This window comes from Paenibacillus agri (genome assembly GCF_013359945.1).
Classification (GTDB): domain Bacteria; phylum Bacillota; class Bacilli; order Paenibacillales; family Paenibacillaceae; genus Paenibacillus_AQ; species Paenibacillus_AQ agri.
The window spans coordinates 84,804-103,762 of sequence record NZ_JABWCS010000205.1; the positions used below are offsets into that span (position 1 = coordinate 84,804).

17 protein-coding genes are annotated in these 18,959 nt (G+C 52.0%); 13 read left to right on the forward strand and 4 right to left on the reverse strand.

The window, feature by feature from the left end:
• The first annotated feature begins 5 nt into the window (after positions 1 to 5).
• The 6 genes from argJ (at position 6) to argH (ending at position 7,473) form a co-directional block, all read left to right on the forward strand.
• Positions 6 to 1,238: a bifunctional ornithine acetyltransferase/N-acetylglutamate synthase gene (gene argJ / locus HPT30_RS11390; protein WP_175371510.1), complete on the forward strand. Its 1,233-nt coding sequence runs from the start codon at positions 6 to 8 to the stop codon at positions 1,236 to 1,238.
• 45 nt (positions 1,239 to 1,283) lie between these two features.
• Positions 1,284 to 2,105, forward strand: coding sequence for an acetylglutamate kinase (gene argB, locus HPT30_RS11395; RefSeq protein ID WP_175371511.1), 822 nt, complete (start codon positions 1,284 to 1,286; stop codon positions 2,103 to 2,105).
• 85 nt (positions 2,106 to 2,190) lie between these two features.
• Complete coding sequence (locus HPT30_RS11400; RefSeq protein WP_175371512.1) at positions 2,191 to 3,450, forward strand: aspartate aminotransferase family protein; 1,260 nt, start codon at positions 2,191 to 2,193, stop codon at positions 3,448 to 3,450.
• A gap of 3 nt (positions 3,451 to 3,453) precedes the next feature.
• Entirely contained in the window at positions 3,454 to 4,422 is a 969-nt protein-coding gene (argF, locus tag HPT30_RS11405; RefSeq protein ID WP_175371513.1) for an ornithine carbamoyltransferase, read from the forward strand.
• 289 nt (positions 4,423 to 4,711) lie between these two features.
• A complete protein-coding gene (locus tag HPT30_RS11410) occupies positions 4,712 to 5,947 on the forward strand; it encodes an argininosuccinate synthase (RefSeq protein WP_066378771.1) in 1,236 nt (411 codons plus the stop codon).
• Between the two features lie 110 nt (positions 5,948 to 6,057).
• Positions 6,058 to 7,473, forward strand: coding sequence for an argininosuccinate lyase (gene argH, locus HPT30_RS11415; protein WP_175371514.1), 1,416 nt, complete (start codon positions 6,058 to 6,060; stop codon positions 7,471 to 7,473).
• 118 nt (positions 7,474 to 7,591) lie between these two features.
• Here the strand turns inward: argH and HPT30_RS11420 are convergent, their stop codons facing one another.
• Complete coding sequence (locus tag HPT30_RS11420) at positions 7,592 to 8,371, reverse strand: alpha/beta hydrolase (protein WP_175371515.1); 780 nt, start codon at positions 8,369 to 8,371, stop codon at positions 7,592 to 7,594.
• A 173-nt stretch (positions 8,372 to 8,544) separates the two neighbouring features.
• Here HPT30_RS11420 and HPT30_RS11425 point away from each other — a divergent pair, with 173 nt between their 5' ends.
• The gene (locus tag HPT30_RS11425) at positions 8,545 to 9,144 is read left to right on the forward strand and encodes a DL-endopeptidase inhibitor IseA family protein (RefSeq protein WP_175371516.1); all 600 of its coding nucleotides are present in this window, start codon (positions 8,545 to 8,547) and stop codon (positions 9,142 to 9,144) included.
• Positions 9,145 to 9,196: 52 nt separating this feature from the next.
• Here the strand turns inward: HPT30_RS11425 and HPT30_RS11430 are convergent, their stop codons facing one another.
• On the reverse strand, positions 9,197 to 9,604 hold the full coding sequence (locus tag HPT30_RS11430) for a CBS domain-containing protein (RefSeq protein ID WP_175371517.1): 408 nt from the start codon (positions 9,602 to 9,604) through the stop codon (positions 9,197 to 9,199).
• Between the two features lie 155 nt (positions 9,605 to 9,759).
• Here HPT30_RS11430 and HPT30_RS11435 point away from each other — a divergent pair, with 155 nt between their 5' ends.
• Positions 9,760 to 9,900, forward strand: a complete 141-nt coding sequence (locus HPT30_RS11435; RefSeq protein WP_175371518.1) for a hypothetical protein — start codon at positions 9,760 to 9,762, stop codon at positions 9,898 to 9,900.
• On the opposite strand, the gene HPT30_RS11440 is transcribed toward HPT30_RS11435, so the two are convergent.
• A complete protein-coding gene (locus tag HPT30_RS11440) occupies positions 9,894 to 11,324 on the reverse strand; it encodes a VanW family protein (protein WP_175371519.1) in 1,431 nt (476 codons plus the stop codon). The genes HPT30_RS11435 and HPT30_RS11440 overlap by 7 nt on opposite strands.
• A gap of 207 nt (positions 11,325 to 11,531) precedes the next feature.
• On the opposite strand from HPT30_RS11440, the gene ftsE reads away from it, so the two are divergent.
• From ftsE to HPT30_RS11465, 5 genes are all read left to right on the forward strand, one after another.
• Positions 11,532 to 12,218, forward strand: coding sequence for a cell division ATP-binding protein FtsE (gene ftsE, locus HPT30_RS11445; RefSeq protein ID WP_066378748.1), 687 nt, complete (start codon positions 11,532 to 11,534; stop codon positions 12,216 to 12,218).
• Positions 12,208 to 13,122 carry a permease-like cell division protein FtsX gene (gene ftsX, locus HPT30_RS11450; RefSeq protein ID WP_066378746.1) on the forward strand — a complete coding sequence of 305 codons (915 nt, stop codon included), beginning with the start codon at positions 12,208 to 12,210 and terminating at the stop codon, positions 13,120 to 13,122. The genes ftsE and ftsX overlap by 11 nt, the downstream gene beginning before the upstream one ends.
• Before the next feature lie 71 nt (positions 13,123 to 13,193).
• Positions 13,194 to 14,477 (forward strand): murein hydrolase activator EnvC family protein, encoded by a 1,284-nt coding sequence (locus HPT30_RS11455; RefSeq protein ID WP_246317039.1) that lies wholly within the window; start codon positions 13,194 to 13,196, stop codon positions 14,475 to 14,477.
• A gap of 116 nt (positions 14,478 to 14,593) precedes the next feature.
• On the forward strand, positions 14,594 to 16,066 hold the full coding sequence (locus HPT30_RS11460; protein ID WP_175371520.1) for a S41 family peptidase: 1,473 nt from the start codon (positions 14,594 to 14,596) through the stop codon (positions 16,064 to 16,066).
• Positions 16,067 to 16,144: 78 nt separating this feature from the next.
• Positions 16,145 to 17,452, forward strand: a complete 1,308-nt coding sequence (locus HPT30_RS11465) for a PDZ domain-containing protein (RefSeq protein ID WP_376767029.1) — start codon at positions 16,145 to 16,147, stop codon at positions 17,450 to 17,452.
• Positions 17,453 to 18,292: 840 nt separating this feature from the next.
• Here the strand turns inward: HPT30_RS11465 and HPT30_RS11470 are convergent.
• Complete coding sequence (locus HPT30_RS11470; protein WP_175371521.1) at positions 18,293 to 18,946, reverse strand: response regulator transcription factor; 654 nt, start codon at positions 18,944 to 18,946, stop codon at positions 18,293 to 18,295.
• Positions 18,947 to 18,959 lie beyond the last annotated feature (13 nt).

Below are 18,959 nucleotides of genomic sequence, written 5' to 3' on the forward strand. Positions count from 1 at the left end.
AGACAATGAGCGAGAAGCAAACATATACCGTCGTGGAAGGCGGCAGCATCACAACACCTAAGGGCTTCAAAGCAGGAGGTCTGCACTGTGGCTTGAAAAAAACAGACCGAAACGACCTCGGCGCCATCCTGTGTGAGGTGCCTGCTACAGCGGCGGGAGTATATACAACGAATGTATTTCAGGCTGCTCCACTGAAGGTGACCCGGGAAAGTCTGGTGAATGGAACGCTACAGGCGCTTGTCGTGAACAGCGGCAATGCCAATGCCTGCACAGGGGAACAAGGGGAAGCAGATGCGTATGAGATGCGTGCCGCTACTGCCCGTCAGCTGAATGTGGCGGAAGAGAATGTGGCCGTTGCTTCAACTGGTGTGATTGGGGAACTGCTCAAGATGGATGCTGTGCGGAGCGGGATTGCCGGATTACCGGAGAAGCTGGATGGAGGAGCTGCTGGAGCAGAAGAGTTCTGCCAAGCGATTTTAACTACAGATCTGGTGAAAAAAGAGTGCTGCGTAAAAGTGTCCGTAGGCGGTGAAGAGGTCGTGATTGCTGGAGCCGCGAAGGGCTCCGGGATGATTCACCCCAACATGGCAACGATGCTCGGCTTTATGACTACAGACGCAGCCATTGACGGTGAGGACTTGCTGAATCTGCTGCGCGCTGCTACGAATGTTACTTTTAATATGATAACTGTTGATGGTGATACTAGTACGAATGATATGCTCGTGGCGATGGCCAGCGGGCTTGCTGGAAATAGTAAGCTGAACCGGCTGCACCCGGATTGGGATAACTTTGCCGCAGCGTTCACACATGTATGCCAGAGTCTGGCAAAGTCGATTGCCCGTGACGGTGAAGGCGCAACGAAGCTGATCGAGGTTCGGGTCAGCGGGGCAGTGAACGATGAAGCTGCTGCTGCCATTGCGAAGACGGTGGTCGGTTCCAGTCTGGTGAAATCGGCGATTTTCGGCGCGGATGCGAACTGGGGACGGATTATTGCTGCTGTAGGGCGTGCTGGAGTTCCGGTTTCACCGGAACGGGTGGACATCTCGCTGGGAGCAATTGAAGTATTGCTACAGTCGAAGCCGGTTGCTTTTGATGAAGAGCAGGCTTTGGTCTACTTGCAGAAGAGTGACACGGTTCTGATTACAGTAAAGCTGCATGATGGAGAGGGAACGGCCACTGCGTGGGGCTGCGATCTTACTTACGATTATGTGCGCATTAATGCTGCATACCGCACCTAACCCTGCGGGCATGGCTGCTGAAGTGCTTCGGGGAGGGCTTGAATAATGGTACAGGATGCAATAGATAGAGATGCGAAGGCGACCGCTCGGTTGTTCGTGATGAAGTGCGGTGGCAGTACGCTTGCGGCGCTTCCGGATTCGTTCTTTGAGGAGCTGCGTGACCTGCAAGCGGACGGGATTCAGCCTGTGATCGTACATGGGGGTGGACCGGCTATTTCAGAGAACCTGACTAAGCTGGGCATCGAGAGCAGCTTCGTAAACGGCCTGCGAGTGACCACAGAAGAAGTGCTGGACGTTGTGGAGATGACGCTGGCGGGCAGCATTAATAAAGCGATCGTACGTCGGATTCAAGGCAGCGGGGGGCTTGCGCTTGGATTGTCCGGCGTGGATGGCAACTTGATTACCGTTCGTCCGGTAGACAATAGCGCTGAGGTAGGGCTGGTCGGAGAAGTAACCGGGGTGAAGGCAGAGATTGTGACGGGTATCCTCGCCTTGGGTTATATTCCTGTGATTGCCCCGATCGGGGTGGATGCGGGAAGCCAGCGTTACAATATTAATGCAGATACGGCAGCGGGAGCTGTGGCTTCTCATATTGATTCACCGCAAATGATCGTAGTGACGGATGTTCCCGGTATTATGCGGACCATAGACGGGGAGAAGGTGGTTCTCCCCTCGGTGACGGTACAGGAAATTGAAGCGTTGATTGCCAGCGGCGAAATCTATGGCGGTATGATCCCCAAAGTTCGTGCAGCGATCGATTGCATCCAGGGTAATGTGTCTGAGGTGGTTATCGTGGACGGTAAGGAGCCGCATGTGTTGGGACGGGTACTACAGGGAGAAGATATCGGAACGCGTATCGTCCGATAAAGAGTACATGTATCTTGGACGTATTCAAGTTCACTATAAATAGGCAGCCCATTAGCGGCGCAGATGACAGGAGAGTGACAATGGAATGAGCAAGCTTACACAAGTGGAAGAAGGTAAAGTGGCAGGTGGCGCGGCAGGACAAGAGGAGCCGGCAGAGAAGCTGAGCGCAGTGTTCCCATCCTATGCCAGATTCGATATCAGCCTCGTTAAAGGTAAGGGCAGCTGGGTGTGGGACGACAAAGGGAACAAGTATCTGGATTTCACCTCCGGACTGGCAGTGACTAGTTTGGGTCATGCTCCGGAGAAAGTCGGCGCCAAGCTGAAGGAGCAGATCGATACACTATGGCATGTCTCCAATCTGTTCCATATTCCGGGACAGGACAAGGTAGCCAAGCTGCTTACCGAGAACAGCTGCGCAGACCAAGTCTTCTTCTGCAACAGCGGGGCGGAAGCTAATGAAGCGGCTATCAAGCTGGCACGTCGTTACCAGCAGAAGATCAAGGGTGTGGACCGTTACGAGGTTATCACTTTCGAGCAGTCCTTCCATGGCCGCACATTGGCAACACTGACCGCTACCGGGCAGCAAAAGGTCAAGGAAGGCTTCCTGCCGCTTCCGGCAGGCTTCAAAACCGTGCCACTACATGATTTGTCTGCGCTGGGGGCGGCAATCGGCGAGCATACAGCAGCGATCATGATTGAAATGATTTTGGCCGAGGGTGGCGTGCTTGAGGTACAACCAGAGTTTCTCGAAGCCGTGGCTGCACTTTGTAAAGAGCATGGACTGCTGTTGATTGTAGATGAAGTACAGACTGGCATGGGACGTACAGGCAAGCTGTTCGGTCATCAGCACTACAATATTGAGCCGGATATTTTCACATTGGCTAAAGGCGTGGCAAGCGGCTTCCCGGCAGGGTTGATGCTGGGCAAAGGTTATCTGCGCGAAGCGTTCTCGCCTGGCAGCCATGCGACTACTTTCGGGGGAACGCCTCTGGCGGCAGCAGTTATGTCCGCGACCATTGAGACAATGCTTGAAGAAAATGTACCGCAGCTTGCGGCTGAATCGGGCAGCTACCTGGTCGGACAGCTGAAAGAAAAGCTGGCGGATGTTCCTTTTATTACTGAAATTCGCGGTAAGGGTCTGCTGATCGGTATTGAATGCAAGGGTCCTGTAGGCGATATTGTGCTGGCTGGACAGAAAAAGGGGCTGCTGTTCGTAACAGCTGGACCCAATGTCATCCGGTTGCTGCCGAACTTGTATGTCAGTAAAGAGGAAATCGATCAGGCGGTGGACATCCTTTCGGAACTCATTCATACTTATGCTACAGAAGCAAACGGGGAGGCCTAGTTCATGAATCAGGTTATACCAAGTGAAACACAGGATATTGCCAAGAAGCTGAAGGGGCGCGACCTTCTGGAACTGAATGATTACAGCCCGGAGGAGATTACGTACCTGATTGAGCTGGCGATTGAACTGAAGAAGAAGCAGAAGAACGGCGAGGTCTATCAGCCGCTGAAGGGCAAGACGATCGGTCTTATTTTTGAAAAATCATCCACGCGTACCCGCGTATCGTTCGAAGTTGGCATGTTCCAGTTGGGTGGTCATGCGTTATTCCTGAGCAAAAATGACATTCAGCTCGGACGTGGCGAGACCGTTGGCGATACAGCACAAGTGATGTCCCGTTATCTGGACGGTATTATGATCCGGACCTTCGGCCATGACAAGGTAGAGGAGTTGGCTAAGTACGCTTCGGTGCCGGTGATCAACGGCTTGAGTGACCTAGCGCATCCTTGCCAGGTGCTGGCAGACTACCAGACTGTATACGAGCACAAGGGTCGCTTGAAGGGCTTGAAACTGGCTTATATCGGTGACGGGAACAACATGGCCCATTCCCTGCTCATCGGCGGAGCCAAGCTGGGCGTGCATGTATCGATAGCGGGCCCGCAAGGCTATGAGCCGGATGCAGCAGTAGTGGCAGAGGCACGCGAGATTGCCAAGGAGACTGGCGCAGAGATCGTGGTGACAACTAGCCCGCAGGAAGCGGTGCAGGATGCCGATGTCATTTACACGGATGTATGGGCCAGCATGGGCTTCGAAGAAGAGCAATTGGCGCGTGAAGCGGCGTTCAAGGACTATCAGGTTAATGAGGAACTGGTGAAGGGTGCGAAGAGCGACTATCTGTTCCTGCACTGCTTGCCAGCACACCGTGAGGAAGAAGTGAGCACAGGTGTGATCGACGGCCCCAACTCGGTGATTTTTGATCAAGCAGAGAACCGCCTGCATGCGCAGAAAGCGCTGATGGCTGCCCTAATGGGTTAAGGAAAAGGATCTTATTAAAAATATAATTATCTATATAAGATGGATTTGATAGTGGCATCTTGATGCTTGTGAGGAAGTAACGTAGTGGAAGTTTGGAACTGGAGAAGCGTCAGCGGTCGTCTTTATCATCAGATTTCATCCGCAAAATGCGGCTTAAATAATAGAAATCTGATGATAACAACGATCGGAAGTCCAAACATTCCGCGCAGTTACGACCAGACGCGAGACTTCAAAGGTGCTCGTATTCAATACATCTTATATAGCCCACACGAAAGGAAGTTGCTTGTTCATGGCTAAGGAAAAAATTGTACTCGCCTATTCTGGCGGACTCGATACATCAGTTATTCTGAAATGGCTGAAAGAGACTTATGATGCGGAGATCATCGCGTTCACAGCCGATATCGGCCAGAAGGAAGAACTCGATGGCTTGGAGGAAAAAGCGCTCGCTACCGGCGCGTCCAAGGTATACATCGACGACCTGCGTGATGAATTCGCGAGTGACTTTATCTATCCAATGTTCCAATCGGGCGCGTTGTATGAAGGCCAGTACCTCTTGGGTACGAGTATCGCTCGTCCACTGATTGCCAAGCGGATGGTGGATATCGCCATCGCTGAAGGCGCAACAGCCATCGCGCATGGCGCGACCGGCAAAGGCAACGATCAGGTGCGTTTTGAGCTGAATGCTGCTGCATTGGCGCCTGGCATCCAGGTAATTGCACCTTGGCGTCTGGAAGAATTCCGTAACCAGTTCCCGGGCCGTGCGGAAATGATCGCATACGCAGAAGCTAATGATATCCCGGTTCAGGCCTCGGCAGCGAAGCCGTATTCCATGGACCGCAACCTGCTGCACATCAGCTATGAGAGCGGCGTACTGGAAGATCCTTGGTTTGATCCGAGCGCTCCAGAAAACAAAGGGATGTTCCTGCTGAGCAATGCGCCTGAGGATGCACCGGATGAGCCGGAATATCTGGAGCTTGAATTCCTGAAAGGCGACTGTGTAGCCCTGAATGGCGAGTCATTGTCTCCGCTTCAGGTAATGGAGAAGCTGAACGAACTGGGCGGCAAGCACGGCATCGGTCGTGTGGATATGGTTGAGAACCGTTTTGTCGGCATGAAGAGCCGCGGCGTCTATGAGACCCCGGGCGGAACCATTCTGTTCACAGCGCATCGGAAAATGGAGTCCATCACAATGGACCGCGAGGTCATGAACCTGCGCGACAGCCTGATTACCCGTTACAGCACGTTGGTATACAACGGCTTCTGGTTTGCTCCTGAGCGCAAGGCGCTGCAAGCATTGGTTACCGAGAGCCAGCAAAACGTCACAGGTACAGTGCGCGTCAAGCTCTACAAAGGCAACATTATCGGTGCCGGCGTGAAGAGCCCAGTGAGCTTGTACAATCCTGAGATCGCGACTATGGAAGCTGATCCAACGCAGGCTTACGACCAAGGGGATGCAACAGGCTTTATCCGCCTGAATGCCCTGCGTCTTAAAGTATCTTCTGGCGTGGCAGAATCGAATAAATAAGTAGAGAGTACGTTCAGATAGAGCAATCAAACAAGCGGACCGTTCAGTGGGCCGTTCCTCCCGCAAGGACAGGAGCGGCTCTCTGGCGTCCAAGGAGGAGGAGTCGACAGGTGAGCAAGCTGTGGGGCGGAAGATTTACCAAAGGGACGAACAAGCTGGTGGAGGAATATACAGCATCCATCGGGTTTGATAAGGCATTGGCGGAAGAAGATGTGCAGGGCAGTCTGGCCCATGTCACCATGCTGGGCAAATGCGGAATTTTGCCGCAGGAGGATGTTGAGACGATCAAGGCGGGTTTGAACAAAGTGCTGGATAAGGTTCGTGCGGGAGAGGTCGTTTTCTCGGTATCGGATGAAGACATTCACATGAACATTGAGAAGCATTTGATTGAAGAAATCGGTCCAGTCGGCGGCAAGCTGCATACCGGACGTAGCCGTAACGACCAAGTGGCGACGGATATGCATCTTTATCTGCGCAACCGCGTGGTGGAATTGGTGGGCCTACTCCACAACCTTCAGGAATCCCTGATTGAGCAGGCAAAAGATAATGTAGAGACGATTATCCCTGGCTACACGCATTTGCAGCGGGCACAACCGATTCTGTTCGCCCATCATTTGCTGGCCTATGTGTCCATGTTCCGCCGCGATGCGGAGCGCCTGACGGATAGCTACAAACGGATCAATGTGCTGCCGCTGGGAGCAGGTGCGCTGGCGGGAACGACGTTCCCGATCGACCGTCATTTTGTGGCGGAGCAGCTCGGCTTTGACAGTGTGTACGAGAACAGTCTGGATGCTGTCAGCGACCGCGACTTTATCGTAGAGTTTCTGGCCAATGCTTCGCTTGTGATGACACATTTGTCTCGGCTGAGTGAGGAACTGGTACTGTGGAGCAGCACTGAGTTCAGCTTCGTCGAACTGGATGATGCCTTCTGCACCGGCAGCAGTATCATGCCGCAGAAGAAAAATCCCGATGTTCCGGAACTGGTCCGGGGCAAAACAGGCCGCGTATACGGCAACCTGATCGGTCTGTTGACCGTGCTGAAGTCGCTTCCGCTGGCCTATAATAAGGACATGCAGGAAGACAAGGAAGGCATGTTCGATACGGTGACTACATTGACAGGGGCGCTGCAGTTGTTCGCTCCAATGATCGCTACGATGAAGGTGAACAAAGGCCGCATGCGCGAAGCGGTGAACACCGACTTCTCCAACGCGACCGATATCGCCGATTTCCTGGTGGGCAAAGGATTGCCGTTCCGTCAGGCACATGAAGTCATCGGCAAGACTGTGTTGTACTGTATCAACGAGGGCAAGTTCCTGCTGGATCTCACGCTCGATGAGTTCAAGCAATTCTCGCCGTTGTTCGATGAGAGCATCTATGCGGTACTGCAGCCGGAAGCTGTTGTGAACGCACGTAATGTATACGGTGGCACAGCTACCGTGCAGGTGAAGGCTGCCATCGAACGGGCCGAAGCTGCCCTGCATGAAGCGAATGAGTGGGTTGTAAAGCACGGCAACGCTGTTTTGTAGGTTGTTATTACAGATGACCCTACGATAGGCGCGAATATTCCTGAACATGACAAAGACTGTCTATCCCTGGCTACTGGAGCACGGGAGAGACAGTCTTTTTTTGCAAAATAAAATCTATTTATTTGAGTGGCAGCCAGGCCAGCACATCGCGGATCTTGGCATCCCAATAACCCCATTCATGCTCTCCTGGGCCTTCGTCGTAAGTTAGCGACAGAGAAGTCTTACGGCAGGCGTCCCGGAATGACAGATTGTTCTCATACAGAAAGTCCTCTGTTCCACAGCATTGATAAAAGGCCGGTTTCGGCCCTTGTGATTGATCTAGTTCCTTCAAGAGCCACAGGAGATCGTCTGGTGTGCCTGCAACGTCTTTTTCGCCGAAAATCATCTGATACCCTCTCTTGGCAGCCGGATCATCCGTATTTTTGAAATGCTGTGCGATATCCAGTGAACCTGACAGACTGGCCACGGCTGCGAAGCTTTCGGGCTTGCGCAGTCCTAACTTGAATGCCCCATAGCCGCCCATAGATAATCCCGCTACAAAGTTGTCCTCACGTTTATGCGAGAGTGGAAAAAAGGAGCGTGCCAGCGCAGGTAATTCCTCGCTGATGAAGGTCCAGTATTGGCCACCCATGGCCATATCTGTATAAAAGCTGTGATGCACCTGGGGCATCACCACTGCAATCCCCATTTCAGCAACATATCGTTCGATCGAGCTCCGGCGTAGCCAGATGGAGTCGTCATCCGACAAGCCGTGCAATAAGTACAACGTAGGGTGCAGCTCACCACGCGTTACATTGCTCATGCCGATCTGTGAGGTTGTTTTTTGCGGCAAAATAACAGTCATGGAGGTGCTGAGACCTAACACTTCCGAATAAAATCTACATTCAATTAAAGCCATTGTATATCCTCCTCCCAGCACAAATCATAGCATAGTCCCCAAATGGTATGGAACATCGAAAGCTCTGATTAGCGTTTTCATTGGCTCATGGATTGGGTATTTTAGCTTACGGGGTGTAATAAGCATCTTTAAGCGCACTTTTATGACTAATTTTGAAAAGGAGGAAATACAAGATGAATAAAAAATGGATGATTGGCACATTGGCTCTTTCCCTTGGACTACTGTCGGCCGGAGGAGGGGCGATAGCCGCTTCGACACCTACAGCAAACACTATAGCAAAAACGGTGGGGGCCTCGATACCAGGCAAGGAAGGTCCGGCAACGATTAACAATTTGACCGAGAAAAGCATCATTCCGCTACTAGTACATGCGCAGGCTATCTTTTCCTATGCCAGCCAGGGCGGGGGCGATTACAAACGGGAGATTTTTCAGTACAAAGGCGACGAATACCGTTATCTCTCCAGCGACATTGGAACAGAGCAGAAACTGCTGAATTACATAAAAAAGGCATTTACCCACAATGCAGCGGTTTATTATGCCCGGTCACAATTTATGGATCATGAAGGACGGATGACACAAGTGAACCGGGATTATGGGACATCACTGGATTTTGGAAAGGCTACTGCCCGGATGGTCTCCAAAAATGCGTTATCCGCAGTATTTGAATTGACAGTTCCCTATAAGAATCAAGGGGCTAACAAGGATGTAATCGTAAAGCTGAAGAAGGTGGAGGGATACTGGAGGATTGATGTGTCACCTAATGCGCTTTTTTAAAAGAGAGACTGCAGTGGAGAGCGGAGAATAGGCAGTACAAATAAAAAAAGCTCTACTGCAGGCAGCGGAGCAGATCGGACGGATAGGCAACGCCGGCATATTTTCCGTTACGAGTGACAATCACGCAATCATCCTTGGATTCATCCGGACGGTTGGTAGCCGCCGCCATCACGGTCTCCAGAGGGGCTTCAATGTCCAGCATTAGCGGAGTCTTGTTCATCAGCTTCAGAACTGGTTCGCCGTAGAAGGGATCTGCGCCCATCCGGCCGGTAGCACGTAGGAAGAAACGTTCACTCATTAGCAGTCCCAACGGTTCGTTAGCTGCGTTACAGACGACAATGCTTTTGGCTTCGGGATGCTGGAACATCACGCGCAGCGTTTCGCGGCAAGTACGGGAAGCATAGACAGCGGGCTCAGTGCGAATCAGTCCTGCAAGATCATTGATAACAGCTGTAGTCATTCTAAGTCATCCTTTCGAAATCGGGTGTATTCCTACTGTACTCCTGAATCGTAAACTGCGATGGTTCTCTGCGTAATGTACCCGTAAAAACAGGCAGACTGCATGTACACGAATATGAAAATAAAACGGTCGAACCTTCACGGGTCCGGCCGTTTTTGATAGATGTGATAAGCGCCCTGCATATCGCCTGGCGCAATCAAAGCAATTACGATGGCTGCGGTGCGCGTTATGGTGCTGCGGCTGCTGCGGATGACGTTCTAGTAAGGGCTGGTGCCGTGGCTGTTAGTTACTATTGACTGCTGCGCACGCCATCCTCCATAAAAGGACGCTCTGTAGCTTCTGGAGTCGGGTTCCGGCCCGCCCCGGGTTGATTGGCCGCGATGAGTCGTTTTTGCGCGGGGTAGACGTCGCGGGACAATTGGGTAGTCTCCACGGCTTTGCCATCCACATAGCGGGTGATGTGAGTCTCGACTACATATCCTGTTTTACCCTGCTGGATTACACGGGAGCTTCCAGGCGACAGAGAGGCATCGCGAATGAAAACATCCTTCGGTGGCAGAATCTCCACCGTTTTCGACTGGATATCATAGCTGATATTCTTAGGGAACGTGCCGAATAGCTTAACAGTCAAGGCACGCCCCTGAACCTCGGCTTGGATAATGATGTACTTGCCGGTATTATTCCGAAACCGGAAGTTGATATATCCTTCGGCGAACGTAGCGTCCTGTCCTTTTGGCAAATAATTGACGGGGACGGAATGATTGCGCCGCTCCACAATCTCAAGTCCAGTACGCAGCGCAGCGTTGTACAGTGTACTGGATACCTGACAAATTCCGCCGCCCATGCCGGGCTGCAGCCTGCCGCCGACGATGACCGGCGCTTCCCGGAAGCCATATTCCTGACGGGCTTTTTCAATGGCTTTGCCATAATCAAACACAGCATCTGGCGGGAGAATGGTTCCGTTAACGGCTTTGGCAGCGGCATCTACGTTATGTGTACGGCCGGGTCCGCTGCTGCCGAGGGAAGTGCTGAATTGTGTGATTTTCCGCTCGATACCCTGATCTTTTAATTCTTTCAGGGTGATCGCTGGCTCCAGCACGGTTAAGGGGACTTCCAGAATAAGGGGATTATTCTGTAGATCCTCCAGCTGTTGGAAGTCTGTAGGGACTGCTGCCAGCAAAGTAGTCTCCAGGGCGGTCCAGTTCACCTCGCGTGAATTAGTTCCCGGTGTGTAGACCACCTGGTCGCCAGGGGTAATGACCCGGGTGGCATCCACCGGGACGCCGAAGGCGGATCTCTCCCATGCGGGGCTGAGAATATCTTTGAGCTGTTTGATATCCAGACGAGAGGCTAGGCTCCAACTACGGGGAAAGTTGCGGCGGGCGTTGAAGCGGTCCCACAGATTTCCTTCCTTAAGCCCCTGGAGGGCTTGCAGGAAAGCCGGGGCTTTGTAGGTTAACCCGGCCTGCTTTAGGGTGGGCGAAAGATCCGCAGCGCCATCCGCCTTCAGAATAAGGGGAAGGGCTTCGAGTGCGCGAAGCCGCTGCTCTAGACCGGATTGAACATCATCGATATTCATGCCGCCAATCTCCCAGCCGGCAAGGTTGATTTCGTCAGGCAATGTGCGCTGACTCGTATAGAGTTGAAGCCCGCCGATGACAAGCGAACCTACTAATATAAGGCTGATCAATGCAATGAGAGCTGCGTGGATTTTTTTCATAGGAATCTCCTCTTAAGGGGTTGAATTGGTTAGGAAAGCCGTGATATTTCAAGTATATGTGCGGTCAATGTAAAACTTTCGGGTACTCAAGCCCTATCGGATTTGTTACAATAGAGACGCCTGCTGTAAAGTGCAGTTTATGGAAGTCTGGGCTGGACCCTGTCGAAGACTTCACGGCGGAATATGTCATAATCGGGAAGTGATAGAGTGATTGAAATGCAGGATGTATGGAAGACGTACCCCAATGGCACTCATGCGCTGCAGGGCGTGTCCGTCAAGATTGATCGAAACGAATTCGTATATGTTGTCGGTCCGTCTGGCGCTGGGAAGTCGACTTTCATGAAATTAATTTATAGAGAAGAGATGCCGACCAAAGGTCAGATTTCCGTGGGCGGTTTCAATATAGGCAAGCTCAAACCGCGCAAAATCCCTTATGTGCGCCGGAACATTGGCGTAATCTTTCAGGATTTTCGGCTGCTCCCGAAGCTGACGGCCTTTGAGAACGTTGCTTTTGCAATGGAGGTTATTGAAGCGCCGAAGAAAATTATCAAGAAGCGGGTCAATGAAGTACTAGATCTGGTCGGTCTGAAGAACAAAGCCAACCGCGAGCCTTCACAGCTCTCTGGCGGTGAGCAGCAGCGGATAGCCATTGCCCGGGCGATCGTTAATAATCCGTCGGTTATTATTGCGGACGAGCCGACGGGTAACCTTGACCCAGAGACCTCCTGGGATATTATGCAGCTGCTGGACGAGATCAATTTTCGTGGCACTACGATTGTCATGGCTACGCATAACCGTGACATTGTTAACAAAATGCGCAAGCGGGTTCTGGCCATCGAGAACGGCAACATTGTGAGAGACCAAGTGAGAGGGGAATACGGTTATGAGTTTTAAGACCTTCTTGCGACACGTGCGGGAAGGCTTCAAAAACGTATTCCGCAACGGCTGGATGTCCATAGCCTCCATTACCTCGATTGTCGTCTCGTTGTTCGTGCTAGGTGTCTTTATTCTGCTTGTACTTAATGTGAACGCTATCGCCGATAAGGCGGACAGTCAGGTCCAGATCAATGTGCATCTGGCGCTTAACACCGACCAGAAGCTACGTGAGACGGTGGAGAATGAGATCGGCAGCATGCCGGAGGTCAGCAAGATTACTTTTGTCTCCAAGGAGCAGGGTCTCAAGGAATTCCGTGAAGATATGGGTGCGGACGCCGCCGAACTTCTTGAAGGGTTCGATGAGGACAACAATCCGCTGCCGGACAAGCTGGTAATAGAAGTCATTGAGCCGACCACTGTCCCTTTTGTGGCTGAGAAAATCCAGGCGCTGAACGAGACTCACGAAGAGCAGCCTATTTATAAAGTCAATTACGGAAAAGGCTCGATCGAGACGCTGTTTAAAGTGACGCGTGCCGTGCGCAATATTGGTTTTATTTTTGTAGCAGGACTGGGCCTGATGTCCATGTTCCTGATCTCCAACACGATTCGCGTAACCATTTTGGCCCGTCGCAAAGAGATCGGCATTATGAAGCTGGTTGGAGCGACAAATTATTTTATTCGCTGGCCTTTCTTTATAGAAGGGGCACTGATCGGATTAATTGGTTCACTGGTTACCTCAGGCCTGCTGTACGCAGGTTACACCAGTCTGTTGTCTTCTGTGCAGGGTGACCCGATGCTGGGGCTGAAGCTGATTCCGTTCGGTGAGATCTGGATGCTACTGTGTGGTCTGTTGGTTGGACTGGGTATGCTGATCGGCATTTGGGGAAGTACCGTGTCCATTCGCAAGTTCTTGAAGGTATAACGAGATTTCGAAGGTTCAAGTCTGGCTTTTTATTTTAATTTTGATTTTGGATAAAGGATGGGGAGTGCGAGTTGAAGAAGATTGCTGCCGGGTTAGCCGTATTATTGCTGACTGTCACTATGTTCGGGCCCTCTGAAGGATATGCTAACAAAAAGAGTGTCGCCGAAATCGACAAGCAGCTCAAGAAGCTGCAGCAAGAAGTTAAGGAAGCCAAAGAGCAGCAGGTAAAAGCTGCTTCGCGCAATCAGGAAGCACAGCACTATAAGAACAAGACTAATATGAATTTGCAGTATGTGCTGGGGCAAGTAGATATGGTTAAAGGGAAGATGAAGGATATTTCTGGCAAAATCGCCGATACAGAGAAGTCGCTGAATCAGACGGCTGTTCAATTGGATGAAGCGGAAGCGCGTATTGCTTCTCGGGAAAAGGTTCTGGAGTCCCGGGTACGCCTTATGTATACGGACGGAGCCGTATCCTACCTGGATGTGCTGCTCTCGTCTAACAGCTTCACCGACTTCCTGGACCGGGCGGATTCTCTGAAGCTGATCGTGGATCAGGATCAGGATCTTCTGGTGCAGCATAAGGTGGACAAGCAGCTTGTCATCGACAAGAAGCAAGAGCTGGAAGGAAAGTACGCCCAAGCCAAGCAGCTCTACACCGATTTGGAGGAGCAGCGCAGCTTGCTGAAAGAGAAGGAAAAGGATAAACAGGAACTTATCGCTTACTATGACAAGGAAATTCAGGACTCTGATGATATCAGTGAGGAGCAGAATGCGAAGCTTGTAGAGCTGGCCAGTCAGCGTTCTAACTTGGAGAAGGAAAAGGATAAGCTTAAAGCAGAGGAAGCGGCGAGAAAGGCAGCTGCTGCCAAGGCTGAAGCTGCCCGCAGAGAGGCTGAGGCCAAGAAGAAAGCGGCGAAGGCAGCGGCTTCTACAAGCTCTACAGCTTATGCAGGCGGAGACGGTCCGCTCCTGAGACCTGTAGGTGCAGCACGGATTTCTTCCCCTTATGGCTACCGAACTCATCCAGTAACGGGAGAAGTGGGCAAGCTGCATACCGGAACGGACTTTGCCGTTGCGCAGGGAACCAGCATTCATGCTGCAGATTCCGGCACGGTGCTGGTAGCGGAATGGTGGAATGGGTACGGCAACTGTGTGATTATTGATCATGGCGGCGGTATGTGGACATTGTATGGCCATATTCGTGACGGCGGAATCAAAGTTAAGGCTGGTGATCACGTGAGTCGTGGACAGGTTATCGCGGAGTCCGGTTCTACCGGGCGTTCTACGGGTCCCCATCTTCACTTTGAAGTTCGGATCGACGGTAAGCCTGTTAATCCGATGCCATACTTGTAATTTTCGGACTTATAAATATTAATTGCACATAGGGCATATACTGGAAGAGATACCGTTCTATGCTGAACGGGTAAACCGAGGTTCGAGAGAGGGACAAGAAGGGACGGTGGGAACTGATGTTGAAGAAAAGCACAGCGGCGTTTTTAATGATCGCCGCCCTACTGTGCGGCAGCTTGCTGACCCTGAGTGTGACCGGTTATATGCAGATTTCCGGACAAGCTGCAGGGCAAGGAGCAATTTCCTCTGCGCTGAACGGAAGCAGTGGCCTGGATCAGAAGGAAGCCAAGAAGCTGGGTACGGCTCTTGGTTTGATTGAGGGGAATTACTATGAAACTGTAGATCGGAACAAGCTGATCGACGGTGCTGTCAATGGGATGATGGAAGCGCTGGGCGATCCGTATTCCAATTATATGGGTAAAGAAACGGCAGAGAAATTCGAGGAGAGCATCGAAGGCTCATTCTCCGGAATTGGAGCCGAAGTCTCCTCGGAGAATGGCAAGGTTGTCGTTGTGTCTCCGATCAAAGGATCACCTGCTGAGAAAGCGGGCATTCAGGCCAAAGACGTGATTCTTTCCGTTAACGGTGAGTCTTTGGAAGGTCTGGAGCTGAATGCAGCGGTTGCTAAAATTCGCGGTCCTAAGGGCAGCAAGGCTACGCTCAAAATTCAGCGTGCCGGCTCCGCAGAGCCGTTGGAGTTTGCCATCACCCGTGATGACGTGAAACTGGAGACCGTCTACGCCAGGCTGGAAAAAGGCGATGTCGGTGTCATTGAGGTGACTCAATTCTCCATGAATACAGCAGAGCGGTTCAAGGAAGAGCTGGACAGGCTGGAGAAGCAAGGCATGAAGGGATTGGTCATCGATGTCCGTAACGATCCTGGTGGTGTGCTTCCTGTAGTGATTCAGATGGCGGAGCAGTTCGTTCCGTCAGGTAAAACTATTGTGCAAGTTGAAGATAAGAACAAAAATCGTGAGCTTAGTAAATCCAAAGGATCCAGCAAAGCATATCCGGTTGTTGTTCTAATGAATAAAGGCAGCGCAAGTGCATCGGAAATTCTAGCAGGTGCCTTGCAGCAATCGGCAGGCGCCAAGCTGATCGGTGATAATTCATTCGGCAAGGGTACGGTGCAGACCAGCTTTGACAAGCAGCTCGGAGACGGCAGTTTGCTGAAGATCACGATTGCCAAATGGCTGACGCCTGACGGCACTTGGATTCACGGCAAAGGCATCAAGCCAGATATTGCAGTGGCTCAGCCCGACTATTTCTCGGTAGCTCCGATCAATAAGAGCGCGACCTTGCAATACAACATGAACAGCGCAGATGTGAAAAGTGCGCAGATTATGCTGGATGGACTAGGCTATAAGCCGGGCCGCAAAGATGGATATTTTGACGCAGCTACCAAAGAAGCAGTGAAGAAATTCCAGAGCACAGCCAAGCTAACGGTCACAGGCATTATCGATGCCAAGACTGCGGAGACCCTGGAAGCGGCATTGATCAAGGCTATCCAGAATCCGGCCAATGATAATCAACGGAATAAGGGAATTGAAGAGATTCAGAAGGAAATCAAGTCGGCATCGTCGAACAAGTAAGAAGGCTGAATTCAGCCTTCTTTTTTCTTTGATTTTAGAGAAATGTAGTAGCCGGACGAAAAGGAGCGTGACGAACGGTTGAATGTGATGCTGGAACTGTTGGGAAGCTTGGGCAAGGCAGCGCTGAATTTGCTAATCCAGCCCTATTACTATATTGCTCTTATCTTTGTTGCCCTGTATTACCGAAGACAGGTAGCCCTGGAACGGAAGCTAATTCATGTGAAGCTGCACAGTCCGGGTCAGGAAATCTGGCGTACGGTCTGGAGTGGCCTGGTTATGGGACTTCTGGTATCCGTAGCTGCTGTCTTACTGGGGGTTTCGATCTCTGGCCCAGCAGTAGCCTGTATTTGGATTGTTACTCTGCTTCTACTGCTGATTCGTGTTCGTTATCTATGTTTTGCCTATGCTATCGGCATACTAGGCATTATACAATTCGTGTTTTCTTTCTTTCCGAATGCTTTCCAGACGGGGACAATCGGAACTCTAGTTACCGGTCTGCGGGAAATGGACATTCCAGCTTTGCTGGTGCTGGCCGCTTTGTTGCATCTGGCCGAGGCCCTGCTGGCTCGTTGGCAGGGCCCCGGATTGGCTTCGCCGCTCTTCCTGAAAGGCAAGCGCGGCAAGGTGGTCGGTGGCTTTCAGCTGCAGGCCTTCTGGCCGCTGCCGCTGTTCTTGCTGGTTCCTGCCGCTGCGGGAACCGGAGATCTGCCATGGCAGCCGCTGCTGGGCGGCGGGCTGGGCATCGTGTCCCTGCCCGTCATCATCGGCTTTAGCGAGATGACGCACAGCCTGCTGCCGGGGCGCAAGGCGGCCCGTACGGCAGGGCGGCTGCTGATCTACAGCGGCGTCCTGCTGGGCCTCAGCCTGCTGGCCTTCTGGTGGAGCCCGCTGACGCTGCTCGCGGCGCTCGCAGCGGTCCTTCTGCACGAAGGGCTGTCCTGGTACAGCGCTCTGGAAGAGCGCAGCAGCAGTCCCATCTTCGTGCATCCCCCGCACGGCCGCAAAGTGCTGGCCGTGCTGCCGGGCAGCCCCGGGCAGGAGCTGGGCATCCTGCCCGGCGAGGTCTTGCTCAAGGTCAACGGGGTCCTGTTGACCGAAGCCGCGCAGCTGCATGAGGCGCTGCGCAAGAACCCGGCGTTCTGCAAGCTGGAGGTGCAGAACCGGGCAGGCGAGAGCAAGTACCTGCAGACCGCCATCTATGATGGTGATCATCACCAGCTCGGCATCATACTTGCGCCAGAGCCGGATGAGACGACCATCGCGCTGGCGAAGCCAACGAGCATCTTCGGCATCATCAGTCTGCGGGCCAGCCTCAGCCGCAGCAACCGCTCAGCGGCTAATGATCTTAAGCGGTCCAAATCCGCTGCCGAGTCCAAAGCGGATTAGGCCTTTGGCGATGCAGTTGGACAATTCATCCACGCTTACTTGCCTAAAAAAGCTGAATCCAAGGTTGGTAGATGCAGATAATCCTTGGCCGTGTAAGGTGCTTTAGAGCTGTGGAACAGCTAAGTCTTCTGAAGTTAGAACAAGAGACTAATGGGTCCTCCTGTCTAACTTTCACTTTATAGCAGTAGAAGGTCCGAGTTGTGCTTAACAGGAAATTATCCTGTTAAATAAAGTGAAATGAAATAAAGCGCCGGATTAACAGGATAAACTCCCGTTAATCCGGCGCTTTATTAGTTTTTCATGGCTATGGGGAGGAAATAACAGGATCTTTTCCAGTTATTCTTGCAAAACTATGATTTTACGGGCAGAATAACGGGAGTTTATCCAGTTGTTTCAGCGGGCTAAGTTATTTATCTGTTATGTAGAATGAAGTTAGGATTCTAACCTGGGGTTAGTCATGCAATGGCGGAACGTTGGGGATTTTAGTCGCTGCCACTCGCCATCACGTCTACCCGCGCAAGTCACACTCACCGCTCGCCATCACGTCTGCCAGCGCTAACCACGATCACCATTCGCGATCACGTCTGCCAGCGTAAGTCATCCTCACCACTCGCCATCACGTCTGCCAGCGCAAGTCACACTCACCGCTCGCCATCACGTCTGCCAGCACTAACCACGATCACCATTCGCGATCACGTCTGCCAGCGCTAAACACGATCACCACTCGCCATCACGTCTGCCAGCGCAAGTCACACTCACCGCTCGCCATCACGCCTGCCAGCACTAGTCATGATCACCACTCGCCAGGATTTTAACCAGCCTATCAGTCAACCTATAACCTCACTCCCGAATGTTCTTCAAATAAAAAATCGCAATCTGCGTGCGGTCGCGAAGGCTGAGCTTACTCAGGATGTCGGTGATGTAGTTCTTGACGGTGCCTTCGCTCAGGAATAAGGCACCGGCAATCTCCTTATTGGAGTGACCTTCGGCGATAGAAGCGACGATAGCTTGTTCCGCTTTGGTTAGCCCATAAGCTTCAAGGCATTGATCGGGTGTGTTTTCCTGTTGTGCCGCGGGCTTTAGGAAGGTAGTCAGCTTACGGGCAATATCGGGATGGATTAGCATGTTGCCTTCATGTACAGTTTTGATCCCCTGGATAATACGGTCTGGCGGGATGTTCTTGAGCAAGTATCCCTGTGCCCCGTTCCGGAGGGCCTCGATAATATATTCATCATCGTCGAAGGTGGTCAGCATCAACACCGAAATCTGTGGATAGCTTTCTTTTATCAGCCGTGTGCCTTCAACACCTCCGCAACCGGGCATGCGAATATCCATAAGCACGACGTCTACTGCCAATCCCCCCGACAGCAGAGCCAGTGCCTCATTGCCGTCTCCTGCTGTTCCAAGCACCTCTATAGTGCCATCCATGCCCAGCAGCACCTTCAGACTTTCACGGATAAATGAATCGTCGTCAACAATCATAACTTTGATCATAGCTTCAGCAGGT